At 45.9% G+C, this 21,555-nt stretch carries 20 protein-coding genes and 1 pseudogene; 9 read left to right on the top strand and 12 right to left on the bottom strand.

Annotation, left to right across the window (positions count from 1 at the left end; translation table 11 throughout):
* Positions 1-375: 375 nt before the first annotated feature.
* Positions 376-1,443: a GNAT family N-acetyltransferase gene (locus MHH52_RS12320; protein WP_340008889.1), complete on the bottom strand. Its 1,068-nt coding sequence runs from the start codon at positions 1,441-1,443 to the stop codon at positions 376-378.
* A gap of 1,117 nt (positions 1,444-2,560) precedes the next feature.
* Here MHH52_RS12320 and MHH52_RS12315 point away from each other — a divergent pair.
* The gene (locus tag MHH52_RS12315) at positions 2,561-4,837 is read left to right on the top strand and encodes a DEAD/DEAH box helicase (RefSeq protein ID WP_340008887.1); all 2,277 of its coding nucleotides are present in this window, start codon (positions 2,561-2,563) and stop codon (positions 4,835-4,837) included.
* 23 nt (positions 4,838-4,860) lie between these two features.
* Here MHH52_RS12315 and MHH52_RS12310 read toward each other — a convergent pair whose 3' ends face one another.
* The 6 genes from MHH52_RS12310 to MHH52_RS12285 form a co-directional block, all read right to left on the bottom strand.
* Positions 4,861-5,046, bottom strand: a complete 186-nt coding sequence (locus MHH52_RS12310) for a hypothetical protein (protein WP_340008885.1) — start codon at positions 5,044-5,046, stop codon at positions 4,861-4,863.
* A gap of 149 nt (positions 5,047-5,195) precedes the next feature.
* Positions 5,196-6,446, bottom strand: a complete 1,251-nt coding sequence (locus MHH52_RS12305) for an MFS transporter (protein ID WP_340009611.1) — start codon at positions 6,444-6,446, stop codon at positions 5,196-5,198.
* Positions 6,447-6,858: 412 nt separating this feature from the next.
* Positions 6,859-7,623, bottom strand: coding sequence for an ABC transporter permease (locus MHH52_RS12300; protein WP_340008883.1), 765 nt, complete (start codon positions 7,621-7,623; stop codon positions 6,859-6,861).
* Positions 7,620-8,564, bottom strand: a complete 945-nt coding sequence (locus MHH52_RS12295) for an ATP-binding cassette domain-containing protein (protein WP_340008881.1) — start codon at positions 8,562-8,564, stop codon at positions 7,620-7,622. Before MHH52_RS12295 ends, MHH52_RS12300 begins: the two co-directional genes overlap by 4 nt.
* A gap of 12 nt (positions 8,565-8,576) precedes the next feature.
* The gene (locus MHH52_RS12290; RefSeq protein ID WP_313641486.1) at positions 8,577-8,930 is read right to left on the bottom strand and encodes a DUF1048 domain-containing protein; all 354 of its coding nucleotides are present in this window, start codon (positions 8,928-8,930) and stop codon (positions 8,577-8,579) included.
* Positions 8,923-9,252, bottom strand: coding sequence for a PadR family transcriptional regulator (locus MHH52_RS12285; RefSeq protein WP_313641485.1), 330 nt, complete (start codon positions 9,250-9,252; stop codon positions 8,923-8,925). Before MHH52_RS12285 ends, MHH52_RS12290 begins: the two co-directional genes overlap by 8 nt.
* A gap of 116 nt (positions 9,253-9,368) precedes the next feature.
* Between MHH52_RS12285 and MHH52_RS12280 the strand changes: the two genes are divergently transcribed.
* From MHH52_RS12280 to MHH52_RS12260, 5 genes and pseudogenes are all read left to right on the top strand, one after another.
* The gene (locus tag MHH52_RS12280; protein WP_340008877.1) at positions 9,369-10,064 is read left to right on the top strand and encodes an S-layer homology domain-containing protein; all 696 of its coding nucleotides are present in this window, start codon (positions 9,369-9,371) and stop codon (positions 10,062-10,064) included.
* Positions 10,065-10,471: 407 nt separating this feature from the next.
* Positions 10,472-10,849 carry a PilZ domain-containing protein gene (locus tag MHH52_RS12275; protein WP_313641483.1) on the top strand — a complete coding sequence of 126 codons (378 nt, stop codon included), beginning with the start codon at positions 10,472-10,474 and terminating at the stop codon, positions 10,847-10,849.
* Positions 10,850-11,201: 352 nt separating this feature from the next.
* A complete protein-coding gene (locus MHH52_RS12270; protein WP_340008874.1) occupies positions 11,202-11,480 on the top strand; it encodes a 4-hydroxyphenylacetate 3-hydroxylase N-terminal domain-containing protein in 279 nt (92 codons plus the stop codon).
* A pseudogene (locus tag MHH52_RS12265) lies at positions 11,450-11,969 on the top strand (4-hydroxyphenylacetate 3-hydroxylase N-terminal domain-containing protein); the annotation flags it as partial. The gene MHH52_RS12270 and the pseudogene MHH52_RS12265, both read left to right, overlap by 31 nt.
* Positions 11,970-11,975: 6 nt before the next feature.
* A complete protein-coding gene (locus MHH52_RS12260; RefSeq protein WP_340009609.1) occupies positions 11,976-12,362 on the top strand; it encodes a 4-hydroxyphenylacetate 3-hydroxylase C-terminal domain-containing protein in 387 nt (128 codons plus the stop codon).
* 157 nt (positions 12,363-12,519) lie between these two features.
* On the opposite strand, the gene MHH52_RS12255 is transcribed toward MHH52_RS12260, so the two are convergent.
* From MHH52_RS12255 to MHH52_RS12235, 5 genes are all read right to left on the bottom strand, one after another.
* On the bottom strand, positions 12,520-14,637 hold the full coding sequence (locus MHH52_RS12255; protein ID WP_340008872.1) for an amylo-alpha-1,6-glucosidase: 2,118 nt from the start codon (positions 14,635-14,637) through the stop codon (positions 12,520-12,522).
* A 26-nt stretch (positions 14,638-14,663) separates the two neighbouring features.
* On the bottom strand, positions 14,664-15,500 hold the full coding sequence (locus tag MHH52_RS12250) for a carbohydrate ABC transporter permease (RefSeq protein WP_340008869.1): 837 nt from the start codon (positions 15,498-15,500) through the stop codon (positions 14,664-14,666).
* Positions 15,501-15,513: 13 nt separating this feature from the next.
* Positions 15,514-16,389 carry a sugar ABC transporter permease gene (locus MHH52_RS12245; RefSeq protein WP_340008868.1) on the bottom strand — a complete coding sequence of 292 codons (876 nt, stop codon included), beginning with the start codon at positions 16,387-16,389 and terminating at the stop codon, positions 15,514-15,516.
* Positions 16,390-16,452: 63 nt separating this feature from the next.
* On the bottom strand, positions 16,453-17,829 hold the full coding sequence (locus MHH52_RS12240) for an extracellular solute-binding protein (protein WP_340008866.1): 1,377 nt from the start codon (positions 17,827-17,829) through the stop codon (positions 16,453-16,455).
* A 119-nt stretch (positions 17,830-17,948) separates the two neighbouring features.
* Positions 17,949-18,974 (bottom strand): LacI family DNA-binding transcriptional regulator, encoded by a 1,026-nt coding sequence (locus tag MHH52_RS12235; protein WP_340008865.1) that lies wholly within the window; start codon positions 18,972-18,974, stop codon positions 17,949-17,951.
* A 135-nt stretch (positions 18,975-19,109) separates the two neighbouring features.
* Between MHH52_RS12235 and MHH52_RS12230 the strand changes: the two genes are divergently transcribed.
* From MHH52_RS12230 to MHH52_RS12220, 3 genes are all read left to right on the top strand, one after another.
* Positions 19,110-19,889, top strand: coding sequence for a ChbG/HpnK family deacetylase (locus MHH52_RS12230; protein ID WP_340008863.1), 780 nt, complete (start codon positions 19,110-19,112; stop codon positions 19,887-19,889).
* Positions 19,890-20,647: 758 nt separating this feature from the next.
* Positions 20,648-21,013 carry a metalloregulator ArsR/SmtB family transcription factor gene (locus MHH52_RS12225; RefSeq protein WP_313641854.1) on the top strand — a complete coding sequence of 122 codons (366 nt, stop codon included), beginning with the start codon at positions 20,648-20,650 and terminating at the stop codon, positions 21,011-21,013.
* Positions 21,000-21,533: an SRPBCC domain-containing protein gene (locus MHH52_RS12220; protein WP_340008861.1), complete on the top strand. Its 534-nt coding sequence runs from the start codon at positions 21,000-21,002 to the stop codon at positions 21,531-21,533. The genes MHH52_RS12225 and MHH52_RS12220 overlap by 14 nt, the downstream gene beginning before the upstream one ends.
* Positions 21,534-21,555 lie beyond the last annotated feature (22 nt).

Raw genomic sequence — 21,555 nt, 5'->3', positions numbered from 1 at the left:
CAATGGGGTTCTGACACCCATGCTCTCGCGCAACTATCACCAAGAAATGCAAACGCGCGTTCTAGTCTCTCTCTAGTGGGTGTAAAAGTTCAGTGGCCCCCTGAGATGGGGCATCCAGATTATGGGGGTATGCTGGATCTACTCGTGTATCGTTCACTTGTTTGTTCTTTATAAAGCTACCTAAGCTCAAAAAGTCCAAAGATAAAAAAGGGCGTAAGTGAGTTACACTCTACGCCCATACATAGCAGAAGGGAGCCTCTCGGCCCCCTTCTCACTCTTTTTCGCTTTAAAGTGGCTTAATCAACAACTTCAACCAAGAAGATCAACTTTAAATCAACTCTGCATTCCGGCGAGGTCCAGCAGCGTTGGCAGGCTTTAAACCCGTTTCCCAATAAATTCTTGCCATAAAGAGGTCTTGAACGCGGAACATAACCCTTCTTTTTGGAAAAGAAAGATATCTCCTGTCAGCCGCTGCGGGTTACAATCAATTCCTTTTTCGGTCATTTCATTGATTACGGTCATAGTCTTTTCAACCGCATTGGCTTTGACAAAACAATACAGGGAATCCCAGATCAGCTCTCGTCGCTCTCGTTCTTCCTTTGACGCCTTCTCTAAATGGGTTCCCCATTCATACCAGCCGTCTTCGTCTAAATCGGTCAGGTTTTCAATGGGAGGATAGGATGAAAAGGAAGCATATTTGTTTTCCTGCTTGAATCCGATTCCCTCGGCAATAGCTTTGGATCCGGCATTGGTTGAGACGCACAACCACTCAACCTTGCTATACCCTTTGTCAAAACATTGTTGGACAACCGCAGATGCAACCTTCTTGGCAAACCCCATTTTTCTGTACTCGGGGTCTGTATGAATCCCCACAGCAATCCTGTCACTTGCGTAGCAGTCACTTATTGACCAGCTGACAATTTTATCATCCTTGCGGATATAACAACCGCATCCTGATTCTTCAAACCGCTCCTCGCTTTCCCAAGCCTTTACCCAGTCGTAGACACGGTCAGCATTAATGTAGTTTTTTTGCCTCATCTCCTTAAGGTTAACGAACTCCAAGACATAGCCTTCCGGAAGTGAGAGATCCGCCTTTATGAAATCCCTGCTAGTCAGGGTGTATTTATATCTTGTATACTCCTTAATAAACTGATTGGGATGAATGGCTGGTATCTTCACTCTCCACTCATCCCAATCAGGGGTTACGCTATCCCAAAAATCCAGCATTCCGGAGATTTCCCTGTTAAAATCCTCATGGGTGGCACTTCCGGCAATCAATGTTGTCTCACTGGTCTTAATGAGTACTACAACCGGGTTTTCTGCTGAATTCACCTTTACCTCACCAGGCATTTCCCCGTCCAAAACTGAAAATACAGATAGCTCGTTTTGACTTTTCACAAGATGTCTTACCTTGCCATACTCCTCTTTTTTTAAAACAATCATAGTTCAATCCTCCTGTTTATTTCATAATGCGTTAAAACTGCAATAGCACAGATTATTGTATTCGATGTAAGTACACATATCTTAAAATGAATATCCAATTATTCCAAGGTATAGTTTAGATAAAACTGATTTATCCGATGCATGTCTGCAAACAATAATTGCAGACTTCTTATTTCATCATAATACGAAACTATTTATGAATTTTTCGCAGAAGAAGAACATTTAGTTCATAGGCCGCTTAATAGACCACCCCATACGTATTCAAGCACTTTTCCAGTGTAATTTCCACCGACGAATGCCCTAGTCGCAGATTGAGAGAGACATTCCGCCTACGCCCTTTGTTCTGTACATCCCTTTTACACACAAAAGGGATATATATATATTTATTTATTTATTTATTTATTTTTTTATGAGCTTTCTGGGCGAAACTGGGCGGTTTGGGCAGATGAACTGGTGGTTTTAGTTCATTCAGGTTGTTGGGTTCACTGTTGAACGGGTAGCTTGCTTATCTTGATGCTGTGTATTCCACGTTGATGTAAGTGTTGCTTAGTTCTGTTGGGCGATGTGCTATGGTCTGGCCTCTACTTCGGGAGCTTTATGGTTGTGGTAGCTGATTAATGGTGCTCGTTGGTGTACCGGATGGGTCGGTGATATCGTGTAGTTGGCTCTCTTTCTGGACTGCAGAGGTTGATTAATGAAAACACTTTCCTCTAATAAATGACAGCTGGAGTGACTGGATTTCGTATGAGGGGAATCCGATAGCCATTGGGGAAAAAGCGAGGAGTTTGGATAAGTAGTTTTGTGGACTGAACTGGGTGATTAGTAAGATCCCAGTTCAGTCCTTTTTGGGTTCTTTTGCAAACAATCTGCAAACAAGAACTCGAAGATGATAATACTTGCAGAGTACATAAAATTATCCACCTAATAGCATCCGAAATAAGTTGGCGTTGAATGCTTAGAGTTTTAAGATTTACGTTTTGATAGTCACTTTGATTTGTCCAAATTGCATTTAATAGAATATTTTGGTAGATTGAATCCAAGGACATATTAACCGACTGATCAGCGCAAGTATTGTTCAAAACTAAGCGTATTTCTACCGAGGGGAGATCAAATTTCTATGAATATAGCCGTCAAATTGATGCAAAAATTCAAAGACCGCGATACCCAGAATAAGCTGAAAGTTTATCAGGACAAAGTGGAGCTCATCAGAAAACGGAATTTGGAAGCATGGGATGATGGGCAGCTTCAAGCTGAATCCCTCCGGCTACAAGAAGAAGCAAAATCGGGTACACCTTTGGATGAGCTGCTTGTCGATGCTTATGCGTTAGTTTGCGAGGCAGCGAAGAGAAAGCTCGGATTAAATCCTTACGATGTCCAGATCATGGCTGCCATCGCTCTGCACGAGAGATTTTTGATCGAGCAGCATACCGGTGAAGGAAAAACACTTTCTGCTGTTATGCCTGCATATCTAAATGCACTGACCGGCAAAGGCATTCATGTGCTGACTTTTAACGATTATTTAGCCAAGCGGGATGCGGAGTGGATGGGTCCGATCTATCGTTTCCTCGGGTTAACGGTAAACTCGGTTCAAGCGGGCATGAGCCTGTCCGAGAAACAGGAAGCATACGCCAAGGATATAACCTATGTTACGGCCAAAGAAGCGGGATTCGATTACTTGCGCGACACAATCGCACTAAGCGAAGCCGATACCGTGCATCGTCCTTTCCACTACGTCATCGTCGACGAAGCGGATTCGCTGCTTCTCGACGAAGCACGTGTGCCGCTAGTCATCAGCGGCGATTCGCCCTCTTCCAGGGGCGACGGCTTTCGTTTCGCAGAAGTGGCTCGGCAGCTCAAGCAAGCAGAGCATTACGACTTCGACGAGTTCCAGCGGAACGTTTACTTAAATGAAGCAGGCGCTGCGCAAGCGGAATCGATGCTGGGATGCGGCAATTTGTACGATAGCCATAACAGTCACTTGCTGACGTCATTAAATTGCGCGCTGCATGCGGAATCGTTATTAAAGAAAGACGTCGATTACATCGTCCGGGACGGCAAAATCGAGCTGATCGAAGAATATACCGGCCGAGTGGCGGAGAACCGGTATTTGCCGGACGGGCTACAAGCCGCGCTTACAGCAAAAGAAGGGCTGTACTCCATAGCCGGCGGGAAAATTCTCGGGACGATCACTATTCAACACTTCATCAGCCTGTATCCGCAGATTTGCGGAATGACGGCTACCGCTCATGCTTCCGCAATGGACTTCGAAGATATTTATGCGCTGCAGGTGCTGCAAATTTCGCCGAACCGGCCAAACATCCGGATCGACCATCTGCACCGGATTTTTACCCATAAAGAAGCCAAGCTTAAGGCACTCGTACAAGAAATCTCATCCGTCCATAGGACGGGACGTCCAATTCTCATTGGTACGTCAAGCGTCGAGGAGTCTGCCATGCTGGCAGAGGCGCTAGCGGCTGCCGACGTACCTTGCCATGTTCTAAATGCGAAAAACGATGCGGAAGAAGCCGACATCATCGCCAAAGCGGGAGAAACCGGTGCAGTGACTGTGTCTACAAATATGGCGGGACGCGGGGTCGACATCCGGCTCGGCGGCGTCGACCCCGCGCAAGCAGAAGTAGTCGCCAAGCTGGGCGGGTTGTACGTAATTGCCACCCATGTGAACGAAAGCGTGCGGATCGACGACCAGTTGCGCGGGCGTTCCGGTCGCCAAGGCGACCCGGGAGCTTCCGTTTTTTATGTAAGCTTGGAGGACGAATTGCTGCTTCGCTTCGGCATCCATAAAGCGGTTCGCGCTCCCAGGCAGGATGAGGCTCTTGAAGAGACGGTGCTCAGCAGCAAGATCACAAGTATTCAGCGTATTGTTATGGGCCAAAACTTCGATATCCACAAGGAACTGAACTGTTATTCGGATATGGTGGAGGATCAGAGGCGAATTCTATACACGGAGCGGCTCCGAATTTTGAAAGGCGAGCAGCCGTTGAGCCCAGCGGAGCAGCGGGTACGGCTTTTTTATATCGACGAGTTCTGGGCTGACCATCTTGCATACGTTTCTTACCTTCGCGAAGGCATTCACTTGGAGAGCCTTGCCAGCCGCAATCCGATCGACGAATTTCATGCGCAAATCACCGAAGCCTACGAGCAAATTCCTTCTAAAATAAATAACGCGTCGGAGAATATGCTTGAAAGGCTCGGAGGTTCGAATGATCCGGCAGAGTGGGAAAAGTTCGGTCTGAAAAGCCCTGCTTCCACCCGGACTTATATTATTAACGATCAATACCTACAGAATAAGCGAACCTCATGGACCGGAACGACCGTATTTGCTTATTGGCTTCGCACGGTTGCGAGGCCGATATTCAAGCTGTCAAAATATTGATGCAACGAAGGGGCGGCTAGCCCCTACTCCTCTAGCTCATCCAGCTTCGCTTCCAATTCAGCCAGCTTGCGATTCGCTTGATCCAATATCTCCTGTTGTTCTGCGGTCTTTGCTCGTTTTATTTCTTTTTTGATGGCCACAATCTGCTGTTCCAAATAGAGAATTTCGGCTTCATTTTCTGCGTTGTTCCAGATCTGTGAATAAGTCATAACGGCCTCCTTTTTTCTAATTAAGAAAAGCTTTCCACAAAGTTCAATTGAACTTCAGGAGAGCTTCTTTTTTTCTCTAACAGAGTTTCAAGTCATAGCCCTTACCCCGCATTCGCCTTGTTCTCGCAGGTACAGCGTATCTCTCACTGCTACTCTTGTGATGACTCCTTTATTAACGGCATCCCGGCTTCAACCAAACGTTTATTACGAATGAAGAAAATGGACAGAATTACAATAAACAACCCTGTTCCAACAAGGAGCCATTCAATCTCAATTACATCCGCAAGCGGACCGAATATCAGCATACCAATTGGCATCATGGAAGTCGATATCATACCGAATACTCCAAATATGCGTCCCAAGTAATCCGGATCTACCTTCTCTTGTAGCATTACGGTTGTAGGTGTATTAAAGACGGGCATAGCTATGCCGAATATAGCCATCATAGCCAAGTAGATCCAAAATACAGGTACAATACCCAAAGCTAACGTACATACGCCCATAATTAAACTAGCGAAAGTCATCGTATATACCTTGTTGCGGAAGCCGCCCCATGATGCAATAATTGCTCCGCCAGCCATCATACCGATAGAGAAAGCAATTTCAATGGCTGTCAATCGCCAATAATCATCTCCAAAGCTGCGTGTCACTTGTAGCGGTGTTAAAAATGCCGCCGGCGCCATCAATACAAAGAAAAAAGCGAAAAAAATGAAAAAGGTTTTGAGAAAGCTGTGGTTTTTAATATAGCTTAAACCCAGTTTAAAATCATCCAAATAGCTTGTCGTTTGTTTATCAGTCGCTTTTTTATGCAAAGATATTTTCAAAAAGAAAGATAATGTAAAGATCGCTATCACCGCTGTGACAACATCGATAAAGAAAATAACCTCGATTGTTGCCATTGTAAGCAATGACGCACTCACGATAGGTGCAACAAACATCATAAGCGCTTGAAGACTTCCGTTAATTCCATTTACCTTTGTCAGCTTATCCTCTGGTACGATTTGAGGTAATATTGCTCCAACTGCAGGTGTTTGAATCCCAGCTCCGAGCGCGCGAACTGCAGCAATGGCGAACAACAACCATATCTCGTCATAACCTAACAAAAAAGTAATGGCTAAAATCAGTGTGACAAAGGCAATCATGGCATCTGCTATGATGATAAGATATTTTCGGTTGAAACGGTCAGCCCATACACCTGCAAATGGAGATAATAGAAAGGTAGGAATAAATCCACAAATAATAAATAATGTCATCATCATACCTGATTTTGTTGTGAGTGTTACGTACCACATAATTGCATATTGAACTAATGCAGAGCCGAATAACGAGAATGTTTGACTACTTAGAAAGATAATAATATCCCTTTTCCAATGTTTTTTGTTTGGTGCTTCGGTTGGTATCACTATAACTTACTCCCCCATTTTCCAAAAAATAATATCATTCATTTCCCACTCGCTTATAAAAATTAATTACCAAATCAGGTATTTCTAATTCTATGTACAAAAATTTTGTATAAATCACATTTCTAGAATAGCACAGAAATATTCAAAAAATAGACCTTTTTCTTTTGCCATTCCAAAAAGTATTGTCTCTTCTCTATATACCGTGAATACTCACACGAAGCGTGGAATTAAGGTGCGCTTGTTAATCTGTGCACAAAAAAAGCCGGTATGTCCTCTTTCGAGGAGCTACCGGCGGCTCTTTGTGTAACACTAATTCATTTCTCACCAACAATTCTCCTATTTATGCAGACAAATGGACCATACTCGATTAGAAGTGTTAACGAGCCGATTGCCGGTCTTTTTTTCACGTTTATTTCATCCTCCGTTTATACACCCGCATGGCGGAAGCCCAGAAGAACCCGAGTATTGCCAAACTCCATAATACCGCCGCAAGCGTAGTTTTATCCGCCGTTCCTCCGAGTAAAAGAGAACGAATGCTCTCGATAAGCGGCGTCATGGGCTGATATTCCGCGAATACGCGGATAGCCGCGGGCATGCTGTCAGTCGGGGCAAAGGCTGAGCTAACGAATAAAAGCAACATCAGAATGTAAGAAAACACTCCGGCTCCCTCGAAAGATTTGGCAAGCAAGCCGAAGGTGACGGCAATCCAAGTGAACGCAAGAACGCTAAGCAACAAAATGACAATGGCTAATACCCAACCGAGCACATCCGCTTTCGGCCGAAATCCCATACCGAAGGCAACAAGGAAAATGGCAAGCAAGGAAATGACATTAAAAACTAATGATGCTACCACATGACCGCCTAGAATGGAGGCTTTTGCGATCGGCATGGAGTGAAATCGCTCGAAAATGCCTTTCGTGAGATCGTTATTGATACGTAGAGAAGAATAGGCCACGCCACTAGCAATACAAAAAAGCAATATTCCGGGAACAATATAATTGATATAGCTTACATCGCCGGTGTTCATCGCTCCACCAAAAATGTAGACGAAGAGCAGCATGATCATGATCGGCATGGCAATGACAGTAATAATCGTGTCGATGCTACGAGTGGAGTGACGAATGACGCGCCCACTCATGACGGCAGTATCGCCTAGAAAATGAATGAATTTCATTGGAAGTCCTCCTTTTTACTGGTGACGATTGCGAGAAAAACATCCTCAAGCGTGGGCAGTTTTTGGGCAAACTCGGCAATTTCTATGTCGGATTCCGCTGCTTTCGTTAGCAATCGCATCATCTGTCTTGTACTTCCATCTGTAATGACGGAGAGCGTGAGATTCTTCGAATCTGCGGTCGCGTTGAATTCCTTTAACAAGTCGCGTGCTTGATTTAAGGTTGTTTCATTGTCAAATCGAAGTTCGATATGACCCCGAGGCAACCTATTCTTAAGCTCCGCCGGACTGCCGTTTGCCACGATATGACCTTCGTGTAAGATCGCGATTTGATCGGCTAGATGGTCCGCTTCCTCTAAATACTGCGTGGTTAAAAAGACAGTGACACCCGATCTCGCTAAATCCTTGATCATATCCCACATAGCAATACGGGCTTGTGGGTCAAGGCCGGTGGTTGGCTCATCGAGAAAGATGACCGCCGGGTTGCCTAATAAGCTCATGGCCAAATCCAAGCGCCTACACATACCACCGGAATATGTGGAGATTCGGCGATCAGCGGCATCGAGCAAATCAAAGCGGCGCAACAACTCCTCGGCTTGTTTATCAGGATCGGGCAAATGACGTAGTTTGGCCATCATACGCAGGTTCTCGCGCCCGGTCAGGATATAGTCTGCGGTTACATTTTGTCCTGTCAGGCTAATTTCCTTACGTACTTGCCCCGGTTGCTTGGTTACGTCACCTCCATTAATCTTCGCACTTCCGTTGTCGGGCTGGAGCAGGGTGGCAAGAATTTTGATCATAGTGGTTTTACCCGCACCGTTGGATCCGAGAAGGGCAAAGGTTGAACCCTTCTGCACGGTGAAGTCCACCCCTCGCAACACTTCCACGTTCTTATAGGATTTTTTGAGGCCAATTACCTCAATGGCCCAATTATTCGATGTCATCCTAATCTCCCCCTATCTTCCAAGTTTTTTATGAATGGACTCGTTCATTTTGGTGCGCATTTTCCCAGTCCAAGTCTGAGCTGAAACGCCTTCGAGCAAGCCGTCGCAGAACGCCATAACGTCATTTCCTACGATCTCCAGAACATCTCGACCTTCAGCAGCTCCCATCTCAAACATGTCGAGCATTTCGGGGAACAGGTTGATGACGCTAGAATCGGAAGACGAGAAATTGAGCATGTATCGAGATGCTAAATTGTAAACTTCGCGGTAATCGTTCGGGAGTGCCTTTGAACGTTTTACGCATTCTTTGTACTTCTTTTTTTGATGACGCAAATCTTTTAGCCAAGCGGAAAAGTTCTTATACACGGCTATCCTCCTTCAGTTGAGCAAGTCTGGACGAAACATATCCCCATTTCTCCCAAAATTGGGACAGTTCGCTCTGCCCGGATTCATTCAGGCTATAAAATTTTCTTGGCGGCCCTATTTCGGACGGTTTTTTCTCGATATCGACGAGTTTATTTTTTTCTAGCCGTATCAAGATGGTGTAGACTGTTCCTTCGACAACATCTTCGAAACCGAGCGCATTTAGCGTTTTTACGATTTCATACCCATAGGTTTCTTTCCGGCTGATGATTTCAAGTACGCAGCCTTCCAAAACTCCTTTCAGCATTTCTGTAAGGTTTTCCATTAAAGTCCTCCAATGCTACTCTGTATTGCTTAGTACTGCTACATAGTATCACCGAGTAGTTGTTTTGTAAATAGGCGGATGGATTTGGTGATGGTACATATAACCCTGCAAGCAAGGTGACCAAAGAGCAATTAGCCACATTTTTAGTTCGAATATTGGACAAGGATGCTGATGCAAAAGCAAAGGCAAAGGCTGCCCTAAGTGTTGGCGATCCCACTGTTACCGATTGGGCTAAAGGTTACGTCGAGTTGGCTCTCAAGCTTAAATTACTAAATAACGCTCCGAACGGTACGTTCGGCGGAAATGTGCCAGCAGATCGAGAACTACTTGTTAAAGGATCCTTCCAATCCGCCAAAACGCTCGAAGAGTCTAAACCTCTGTTTGTAACAGGAGGATTCTTTGAGACAGGCGACAAGTTGAATCTGAAATTGACGGTACAGATCGACCCCAAGTCCATCGACCTATCCAAGATTAAAATCAACGACGTACCGCTAGATCCGAAGCTAGACAACTTCGAGTTGTCCAAGGACGGGAAGACGATCATTATCAAGTTACATAAATCTTTACAATTCGATGATCCGTCCAAAATGCCGAAAATCGATATAAGCGGCCTGACAACGCTATACGGAAACTCAGTGAAAAACGATGAGAGGAACCCGATCCCGGTTACGGCAACCGAATTACTAGTCACCAAACCTAGGAGCACTACACCATCGACGACATCGGAGCCTGCGACGAATCAAAGCCCGAGCCCAGAACCTACTCCGAGCCCAAGCCCGAATCCGAGCCAGAATCCAAATCCGGACGATTGATGTCGTGAAAGTGGGCAAATAATAGCTGGAACTATTGGATTAGTTATGAGGAGAATCCGGTGGCTACTGGGGAAGAGGAAGAGCCGAAAGGCTAATAGCAATATTTTATTTTACTTACAGAGCATGGCGGGAAGGATAGGATGACCGCTTCGCTCTGTATTTTTTAATCTCGAAGTCAAAACGAAGTCAACATATGGTTGCTGAAAAATCCACATGAAGTTTGACAGATGTTAGATTTTACTAATCTTTTAATCTCATAAAAGGAGTGCTGGCTCTTCGTGGCTATCATTCTTTCACTCAATTATGAATCTGTTTACAAGAATCCCTCCGGATCCTCCCTCTTAATTTACTCCATGTTCTTACCGATGATAAGAATATACATATTTACAGAACTTTAGGAGGAAACTATGTCGCTAAATCGTAGAAAAGAACCCTTTCGCTATGTGCTAAAAGAGCCTATCTCATTTGAATTTCATATACTTAGTATTAATGGACACCCAACTCCCTCGAAACCCGTCAGTGCATTGCTGTATGACATCAGCCGTTCAGGTTGCCGTCTAGCGGTACCGCTTCAGCTCCATGTGGAAACCAATCATATTAGAGTCGGGATGAATATTGTGCTTAACGAAGAACCATTATACATAGAAGGTACCCTACTTTGGGGTAAAGAAGATTCTGACAAGAACTATTATGGCGTTCGGTTAGACATCGCTGAAGCTGATCGTGATCTGCTCCCTAGAGAACTAAGAATGCTTGCAGGCGAACAAAAGATCATGGTCTTGTAAGTCCACCATATATCGTAGAAACAAAAAAGTAGGTGAGCAGAAATAACTGCTTATCACCGGACTTTGGACATTTTCGAATTAAACGAATCATCAGCCACTAATCCTCTAAGTAGCTAACACAATAAAAAGGTCGCAAGTATATGCAATATATGCTTGCGGCCTTTTTGCATGACCACCAGCCACTGCTGACGCTCAAGCGTAATTGCCTATCCAACCTTGCGCGAATATAAGACCTTCGAACAGTGAAGCTCCTTACAACACTCGATATATGGACAATGTACAGGGGGAATCGTGGTTACGTACATTATTAGCAATAATACGTCTTTATTAGTCAAAACTGCTCTCCAAAGAGGTGGAACGTGTGCCTATTAAAACGGGTAATCAATACATCGAACGAATCGACCGGCAAAATATCAATATCTGGTATAAAGGAACGCGTATCGAAGGGCCTTTATCCAAACATCCTGCATTTCAAAGTCTCATACAAACACAAGCCGAAATGTATAATATGCAGTGTGATGAGCGTTATTTAACGCATAGACCTATCCTTCACCTGATACTGGAGAGCCAGTTGGTCTATCTTTTCTTCCTCCCAAAAATGCTGAAGATTTACAACGCCGGAGAAGAATGATTGAACTCTGGTCCAATAGACATCATGGGTTTTTAGGACGTTCTCCTGATTATATGAATACGGCCATCATGTCTCTATTCACAGCTGCCGATATCCTTGAGGACCTTAATCCGAAATATGCTGAGAACCTCAGGAATTACTACGCTTACTGTCGAGATCATGACATAACATTATCCCATGCATTCATCCAGCCTCAAGCAAGTAATATATCCGGTCAGATTGATGCTACAGAAGATTCTATTGCTGCTAAAGTCGTAGAAATCAATGATGAAGGGATGATTGTAACCGGTGCTTTTATGATGGCAAAACAAGGGGCTACATGCGATGAAATGCTTGTTTTCCCTACTCCTTCACCATCACTTGTGGATGATGATAATCCCTTTGCGTTTGCTTTTGCAGTACCCAATGATCTGCCTGGGATGACTTTTTTTTGCCGCGAAAGCTACGGAGATGAGATCTACTTACGACCATCCCTTAAGTTCAAGATATGAAGAAATGGATACGCTTGTTATATTTGACCGCGTACTTATCCCCCATGATCGTATATTTTATTACGGAGATGAAATCTACTGTGGCCGATTATTCGGCGAGAGCCACTTCCATACTCATATGGCCCACCAAATTATCACCCGCTATATTGCAAAGACCAAGTTCTTTCTCGGTGTACTAGAGTCTTTGGCGGAAGAACAAAACGCTGTACTTGAACCCTACACTGTTCTACCTATCTCCAGAATAATAACATTTTTAGAAATATTCAAAGCCTTAAGATTGGCATCAGAAATAGGAGCAACCTGGAGATCAGCGTCCCAGATTGCTCCTTTTTTGCATAATTTCACACATGTAGCTCTTAGGTTAGAGGGATCAACAGACTCAAGCCAGTAACAAGCATATTAGAAAGATCATATTCGTACAAACTGAGCGCGGCCTCAGTCCCATGGACCAAGGCCGCTTAGCCGTCTTTTATGATTGGTACTGACTACTTGACGGAGTGCACTTCAAACACTAGTCGACGATCTGCATACCTTCAATACTTCGTTCTTTAATGCGAACCGATTGTCCAACCTGTCGTATTCGCCAAGATGTGATAAGCACAAGTTTCGTTGCGGCGTTTAACGTCCACATCCAGCATCCCGCTACCGAGACGAAGACTGCGAACGGAGAGCAAATCCATTCCTACCGGCAACACGGGATGAAGCGATATTTGCCGTATCGTATAATCAAGCCGCATGCCGAGCATCACTTCAATAAACACGAACGGTGTAGCAGCCGCCCACGCCTGAGGGGAGCATGCGACCGGATAACGAAGTGGCGCGCCCTTATCCGCGGTATAACCGCAGAACAGTTCTGGCAGACGATGATTTTCAAAGCTATCACCGGCGGCAAGCAAGCCTTCCATAACGGTTAACGCTTCCTTGTGGAAGCCTTCGTGATTCAGTCCCATAAGACACAGCGAGTTATCGTGCGGCCAAACGCTTCCGTTATGATAGCTGATCGGATTGTAGCCTTTCTCCCCCTCTGCCATCGTCCGAATCCCGTAACCGCTGAACAATTCCTTGGATACCAACTTGTCGGCGACTGCTTCAGCCCTATGCGGTTTCAGAATGCCTGACATGAGGAGGTGTCCGGGATTCGAAGTAACAGTTTCAACTTGTTTTCTGTCGCCATCGAGCGCCAGAGCATAAAATTGGTCGCTTTCTACCCAGAATCCCTTCTCAAACAACTTCGCCAGTTCTTCGGCTTCAGCGATAAGATTACTGGACCAAGCGATCATTTTGTAATCGTTCGAATACGGCTTCATCGTGCGGAGGAGCTCTGCAATCGTTGTCTTGGCTTGATAGACATAACCTTGCACTTCGGCGAGGGCGATCGGGGCTTTCGCATATTCTCCGTTACGATGTATAACGGAATTGGACGAGTCCTTCCACCCTTGATTTGTAATACCTTTGGCGGATTTTGTGTTATATGTCACAAAGCCGCTTTCATCCAAATCGCCGCAAGCATCGATCCATTCCAGCGCCCGCTTGATGTTGGGTATCATCTCTTCAAACAACACCATATCGTCGGTCCATTTGACATATTCACCGATCAGGATCAGAAACAGCGGCGTTGCGTCAACCGTACCATAATACGGTTTAAACGGCACCTGGTTTGTATTCGCTAGCTCGCCATCGCGCAGCTCGTGCATTATTTTTCCCGGCTGCTCGTCGCGCCAGCTATCCGACTTTTCCCCTTGATATCGTGCCATCGTCATAATCGTGCCCTTGGCGATTTCGGGATGAACGGGCAGCAGCTGCAAGGCTGTGATCAGGCTGTCACGTCCGAACGGTACGGCATACCACGGCAAGCCAGCCACGGGAAACAAGCCGAAACCGAGATCCGTGAGCAGTGCCCTAATATCCGACAAACCGCGCCGATAGAGGCGATCGAAAAACGGATGATTGCTGCTCACCCATGTCGAAGTTTGCTCCCAATTCGCATACGAGCGCTGCAGTTCTTGAATGGCGGCAGCATGCGTATGGCGCTCGGGGTAGACATCGTCGATGACAGGGACAAAGAACAGATTTATCGACGTCGATTGCCCCGCTTCTAAATCCAATTGATAGGTAATCCCCGCTCCGTCATTCGAAACGACAACATGGGCAGGCGCCTCTATCCACTCGACGAGCAGCGACCGCTTCACATCGTCCACCCCGCCGTAATCGATCGAAAACCCCGACGCCAGCTGCCGGGCCCTTGTCTTCTGTCCGACCTGGCCGTCTTGAAATCCGCGAATAACAAACATATCTTGGAAATCGGCATCGATCTCCAGATCGATGCTGACACGTTGGCTTTGCGGGTTGAAGTTGGTCGCGCCAATCGTTTCATAGAGAATGCCCTTATAGATAAATCGCGTTCGCACGATCTCTACAGATTCGCGCCATAGCTTTTCTCCATTTTTGATATCGGGGTTCGTAAGTACGATATTCGAGACATAGTTCCGGTCAACCTCAGAAGCAAGCACGATCGGCTTTGACCCGTTGACGGTCAATGCCAAGCGGCTGAGAAACCGCGTATCTTTCGTATATAAACCGAAGCCTTCCTTGGAATCGGTCGATATATCGCCGGACAAATCCGTTATGAGAAACAAATCGTTTTCTTTGATTACGCTGTATGCCACTGCTACACCTCGTTCATTTTCGTTAACTATCCTTTAACCCCGGAAGAAGCCACGCTTTGCTGCACTTGCTCCTGAACAAGCACGTAAATCAAAATCCCCGGGAGAATCACCATCATTAGCGCAGCGAACATTCTTGTATAATTATAGGAGAACGCCTCGTTAAAAAATTCCAGTGCCACCGGCAACGTTCTGTTCTTCTCACTGGTCGTCAATATCAGCGCGTAGAAGTATTCATTCCAATTGTTCAAGAACATTAAAATGCCGGCTGTCGATATGCCCGATTTGGCCAACGGCATATTCACGTTCCAGAAAATTCGCCAGAAGCCCGCGCCGTCGATTAAAGCTGATTCGTCAAGATCTTTGGGAATTGCGATAAACGATAACCGCAGGATGAACAATGCCAGAGCCATTCCGAACGACGCATACACGAGGATCAATGCGGCCTTCGTATCATAGAGATCGAGATTCATGATGATCGTGAAGATAGGCTGTGCGCGGGCGTATCCCGGGATCAGCAACGTAATGGTACAAAGGATAAATAGGAACGATTTGCCGCGAAAATTGAATTTCCCGAAAATATAACCGGCCATCGTGTAAATGAACAGCGCAATCAAAGTCGAGGCTATCGCAATGAACATAGAATTCATAAAGTAACCCAAAAAGTTGTACTGTGTGAAAACATCCATGTACGCTTGAAAGTCGATTTTTTTCGGCAGCGAAAAAGGATCATTCAATATTTCTTTGTTTGATTTGAAGGAAGACAACAGAATCCATACAATCGGGAATATCGACACCAAGACCGTAAACGTCATGACGCTGTAAGAGACAATGAGTTCAGGCCATTTTCGGATGTTTATTATCACTTTTACACCCCCCTCAATAAGTACTCTCGTTCATCTTGAACACCCTGTTGATCAGCAGAAGGACCAGGATGCCAAGCAGAATCATGATCGTCGCTGCCGCGTTGGCGTAACCATAGTTGTAATTAACGATGCCGTCATAGAGCATCAGCGTTATGTTATAGGTATCGTTGCCCGGCCCTCCTCGGGAGGTAAGTGCCACTTCCTCGAAGCCGGCGATCCGCGCAGTGACAGACAATATGATGCCTGTTCCGATCGCTTTTTTGACAAGCGGCAGGTTTATGTGCCGGATCATACCCCACTCGCTCGCTCCGTCCAACAGCGCAGCTTCATGAACTTCCTTGGGAATGGCCATCAAATCGTTATAGACGATCAAGGTAACGTACACGGCATAAAACAACCAAGTGAGCGTAATAGCGAAAAAAGACGCAGGGGAATCGAAAAACCAATTGACATGAAAATCCGAAAAGCCGATGCTTCTGATCATATGGTTCAAAATGCCGATTTCATCGTTGAAGAACAGTTTGTAAATGATCGCCCAAGCAGCGGCGGAGATGACCATCGGCACCATGAACACGCCCCGAACGAATCTCCATCCGATATGTTTCTTGTACAATACAAACGCAACCAGTGTGCCGAATCCGACGTGCAGCGTAGCCGCCATAAGCGACCACAGCAGAATATTACGCAAGGCAATGAAAAAGGTGTTGTCATACGTAATGAGATGGATATAATTATCTAAACCGTTAAATTGGGGGGCGCGTAGACCATCCCACTCCATAAATCCCGTCACGAGCACCGTTCCAATCGGGACGATGTAAAACAAAGCCAGCACGAGAACCGTTGGCGCCAAGAACGCCGCAATCCATACATTCAACCACTTGATTTTCATTCTTTCACCTCTTTTTCTGCAATGAGCCCTCTCACTGCGAGTGGAGGGCTCATCCGTTGCGGCTTATTTTTTGAATTGTTGCGCTTTCTTCGTTAAATGTTCGGCGAATTGCTCCGGCGTCATTTTGTCTTGTGCCAGCAGCGGTAGATAACCGCTAAACTCTTTGGACGAAATCTGATCCGGCCACACATCCGCCATGGATTGAGCGATCATCTTCAGATCACTGGTCACGGACCGGTTCATCTCGGCCAAAATCGGATTCAGCTTGGAAGTGAACTCGGCGGAAGTCTGAATATTAGGAGCTTGCCCGCCTTCGGCAACCATATATGCTTCGATTTCCTCAGGAGAACGGATGAATTCGATGAACGCAAGCGCCGCTTCCGTCTCCTCCTGCTTCAGCCCTTTCGGAATCCACCAAGAGTACTCGGCTGTCGTGGCCAGCCCAATGCCGCCGGGATACAGAGAAACGCCGACCTTCTTGTCAAAGCCTTCCGGCGCTTTCGTCGTATCCGAGAAGTCGCCGACCATCCAAGTCCCGTTCGCGATAATCGCCGTTTTTTCGTTCAGGAAGTTGTTGGCGGAATCGGCGTAAGCGGCGCCGAGCGCATTGTCCGTCGTGTATTCCTTGAGCCATTTTTGTACTTCACCGAATGCCTTGACCCACATCTGGCTCGTATAATCGAATTCCTTGTCTGCGCGGTTGCTCTTCAGCACTTCTTCAGCTCCTGGCTCGTTAGCCATGAAAGCGGATGCAAGAAGCATCGTGGTCCAGGCGTTTTCCCCTGTCATTAGGGAAAGCGGTGTGATGCCTTTGTCCTTAAGTGCTTTGAGCGCCTGATCGAATTCTTCGAAATTCATTTGCGCGATTGGTTTCGTAATTCCCGCATCTGCAAACATTTCTTTATTGTAGAACAAGCCGATCGGACGAACTACGGAAGACGGCATGGTGTAAATCTTACCATTTCTTGTATTGAATGCGACGGAATCCTCGATCAGAGTTGCTTTCAATTCCGGCTTCGAATCCAAAAATGGCTTCAGATCGTAAATCTCGTCTTTCTCGATCAGAGTCTCGACAAGCTCATTGGCTCCTTTTTCGATGAGTGCTGGCAGCTCTTTTTGCTGCCAAAGAAGCTTGATTTTGTCATTATAGTCATCGTTCGGCACTTCTTCGATTTGAATTTCATATTTGTCGGCATACTTTGTGTTGAAGCGCTCTACTTGCGGCAGGAAAAATTTTGCCCCTACGTTCTGACCTGACTTATAATGCGGAATTTTAAGTACAACTTTTTCTTGTACAGCGGTTTCCGCCGGTTTGTCGGTGCTTTCCCCCGACGAGCTTGGCGTACCCGATGCGTTCCCTCCCCCGTTGTTGGACCCACATCCTGTTAAACCCAGTGCCATGGTCAAACACAGCATCGATACGATTTTGAATCTCTTCATAAGCCCATTTCTCCCCTTTTAGTCAGTAGTTTTTATTTAAAGATTTCCGAAGGAAATCCTTAAAACGGTGTCTGACGAAGTTTTCCGAAACGTTTCGGAAAAAGGCTGCAAAAAGGTCGTTAGCCTTTTTGCAAACGATCCGCGCTTTCACGGATAATGAGCTGGTTGTCAAGCACGATTTTATGCTTGACATTGCGCCCTTCTATCATGTCGATGAGCATTTGCGCCGCTTGATAGCCCATCTCGTATTTCTCCTGGCGTACAGTGGTCAGTTTGGGCGTGGTGTAGGAGGCTATTGAGATGTCGTCAAAGCCGATCACCGAAATGGAATCAGGTATTACCCTGCCCATCTGCTCCAATTCTTTCATCACACCCAGCGCCATGATATCGCTAGAGCAAACGACGGCTGTTGTTTCGGGGTGGCGCGACAGGATTTTGCTAATGGCATCCGCCCCGCCCTCTTCCGAAAAGCGGCCGTCTTCAACTCTGCTGACATCGTAGGCGATGTCAGCCTCCTGCAAACCCAGCATGTAGCCTGACAAGCGATCAGCACAGATAGCCGCTTCTTTATAACCATTGATGAAAGCAATGTTACGGTGTCCCAGCTGGATCAAATGCCGGATAGCATCCCTGACTCCGCTTACATTATCGGTCGTGACGTGTCCGACCCCCTCGCCAGCGACAGGGATGTCTATTAACACGGAGGGGAACGATGATTGATCGATGACCTCTCTTAAATAGGGATCGGTCGTCTTTAAACCCTTCAGGATGACGCCGTCAACATTGCGCTCCCGACAAAGGTCCGAATAGGTTTTATTCATTTGTTTGTTAGGGTTGGTACTGAACAAAATGATATCGTAATTCAGTTCGCTGGTCCGGTCGCTAATGCCGCACAGCACCTCGAACGAAAAAGCGGCTTTGACGCTGTCGCGCGTAAGCTCCGATATGATGACGCCGATCGTATTCGTTTTTTTCAGTACCAGACTTTGTGCCTGCGAATTCGGATGGTAGGACATTTTTTCGGCCAGCTTCTTGATCCTGCTTCTTGTTTTTTCATTGACGTCGGGGTAGCCGTTCAGCGCGCGTGATACGGTTGTAATGGATACGCCCGCCGCTTTGGCGATATCTTTGATTGTGGGAGACATATAAAAACCTCAAACTTTCCAAAACGTTTTGGTAGTGCTACAATCAATATAGCATCTCGTGAAAGCGATTGCAATCCTTTATTGGCACTTTTTGGATGGACGCATTTACGACAAAATAACCGGAGGTTGAACGGATTGGCAAAACTAGAAATTTACCTAATCACGCAAGGTGACGATTTGGGAGGAAGCTATTCTGCCAACAAAGCCATCCACCAGGCATGGCAGAACGGCCAGCTGCGCAATGGTTCATTGATGGCCAACGGCATAGCGGTACAGGACGCCGCGAAGCATTTTGCCCGAGAGGATGGATTTTGCATTGGTCTTCATTGTACCCTACATGCGGAGTGGGACCACTTCCGCTGGGGTCCGATACTGTCTCCGGACCAGGTTCCGAGCTTGGTGCTCAAAGACGGCACTCTTCATCGGTCTCCTGCGGATTGGAAGACGTCGGGATTTGAAATCACGGAAGTGATGGCCGAATTGCAAGCTCAACTGGAAGCGGTCAGAAATCTGGGCTTCAAGCCTTTTTACGCCGATACGCATATGGGCTTCGAACGAATCGATGAACGGCTCACTCACCTATTCGACGATTGGTGTGAAAGCGAAGGACTGATGTCTTACCGAAATGTTTGCACAGATATCAGGTATAACGGGCCGGACCTGGGAGAGGATCCCGTATTGAACGTCATTCAAGCATTGGAATCCGTCAACCCCGGCATTTATCGCCTAGTCACGCACCCTACGTTTATGGATGAGGAAATCCTAAAGTTCGGAAACGCGCAGCATTCCGGCGAACAAATCGCCAGGGAGAGAGACGCCGACCGCAGGCTGTTCCAAGACGAACGGCTCAAGCAGTACTTTGCCCAGAACGGGATTCGCGCAATTCGTTACGACGAGCTCTGGAAATACCGCTAAACGCATCAAGACCCAGTTACGGCGAATTTGCTGCCACCAAATGTTAAAACTGATACATAGCAAAGGACTTGACTTCCGGTTGGAGCTCCCTTACATACTTCCTAACCTTGCCGGTACAAACTACTTTAGCGTTAATAAGAGAATGCGGGTCGTCCAGTATAATCAAGGTTATAGGGGCTATCGGATTAGCTTCAAGTTCAATCGCCAAGATTTGAAGGGCTTTAACAGGTTGCCGTGTGGCAGGCTATTAAAGCCCGTTTTGTGCTTGAAATTTCATCAGACATCGGAGAGTTCCATTCCTTCTTCTGATTTTATACGTCCAACATGGGATGAACATAGTTTCGAACAAGATACGATTCGATTGGAAAATTACTGCACCATTTTTTGTCGGAGGAAGGTTAACCTGTATCGTTTGGCGGCAGAGAAGTTTTTGACTTACCTATCAAAACTGAAAAGAACTCTCAAAATTCCGGATTAATTCATGCGGATTCCATATCGGTTGATTTAGCGCATTTATTTATGGGAGGGCTCTTCCCAATACATCGGCAGATTGTATTTCAAGGATACGAAAGCATCAAAAAATATGAGCTGCCGCTTGCAGAATGAAAAAGGATTAATTAATATTCCTTTACGGGAATATTCCCTGTGTGGTATATTCTGATCAAGAATAGGAAATACCAGAAAGGAGGCGCTATAGAGTCGTAGTGTACGTCTTAAGAGAAAATGAATGAATTAAATGAATCGAAGTGATGTTATTTATGAATGCTAACGTTATGAGTGCCTTAGCTGAGCCTAACCGCCTGCAGATTATTGAACTATTGCGCGAGAGTCCCCTAACTGTTGGAGAAATCGCCGATAGACTCCAGCTTCGTCAACCTCAAACGTCTAAGCATTTGCGCGTTCTTAGTGAGGCCGGCATGATTGAGGTAGAGGCCGTAGCTAACCGGCGCATTTGCAAGTTACGTTCTGAGCCATTTAAGGAATTAGACGCTTGGTTAGAATCGTACCGGCATTTGTGGGAGGAACGATACGATCGACTGGATGATTATTTGCTAGAGCTGCAAAGCAAGGAAAAAGATACAGAAAATGTAATCGAGGAGGATATATCAAATGACAAGTTCTAACCAAACTAACAAATTGGTTTCCAAAGTTGAAGGCAGTACACTAGTATTAGAGCGTATATTCCAAGCTCCACGCGAGCTAGTATTCAAGGCTTTTTCTGAGGCGGAGCATTTGAAGCATTGGTGGGGACCAAAAGGTTGGACTCTCCCCGTTTGCAATGTTGATTTCCGTCCAGGTGGTATATGGCATTATTGCATGAAATGCGAGGATAAGAATCAAGGTGATTTCTATGGCATGGAGTCTTGGGGCAAGGCGCTTTATCGGGAAATTACGATTCCGGAGCAAATTATTTACACAGACTGCTTCTCAGATGCAGAGGGCAATATTTCAGAAGATCTGCCTGAAACGCTAGTCCAACTAGATTTTATCGAGCTGGATGGTCAAACGAAGCTGGTTAACACCGGGAAATACGCATCTCCAGAAGCGGTACAACAAGTGATCGATATGGGTATGCTACCGGGTATTTCACAAACATTTGATAATCTGGACGTACATCTTGAGAATTTACAGAAGAGCAACTAAAGATATTAGCAAAAGCGAAAGA

The organism is Paenibacillus sp. FSL K6-0276 (genome assembly GCF_037977235.1).
Lineage (GTDB): Bacteria > Bacillota > Bacilli > Paenibacillales > Paenibacillaceae > Paenibacillus_AQ.
This window is presented reverse-complemented; position numbering and strand designations above follow the sequence as displayed.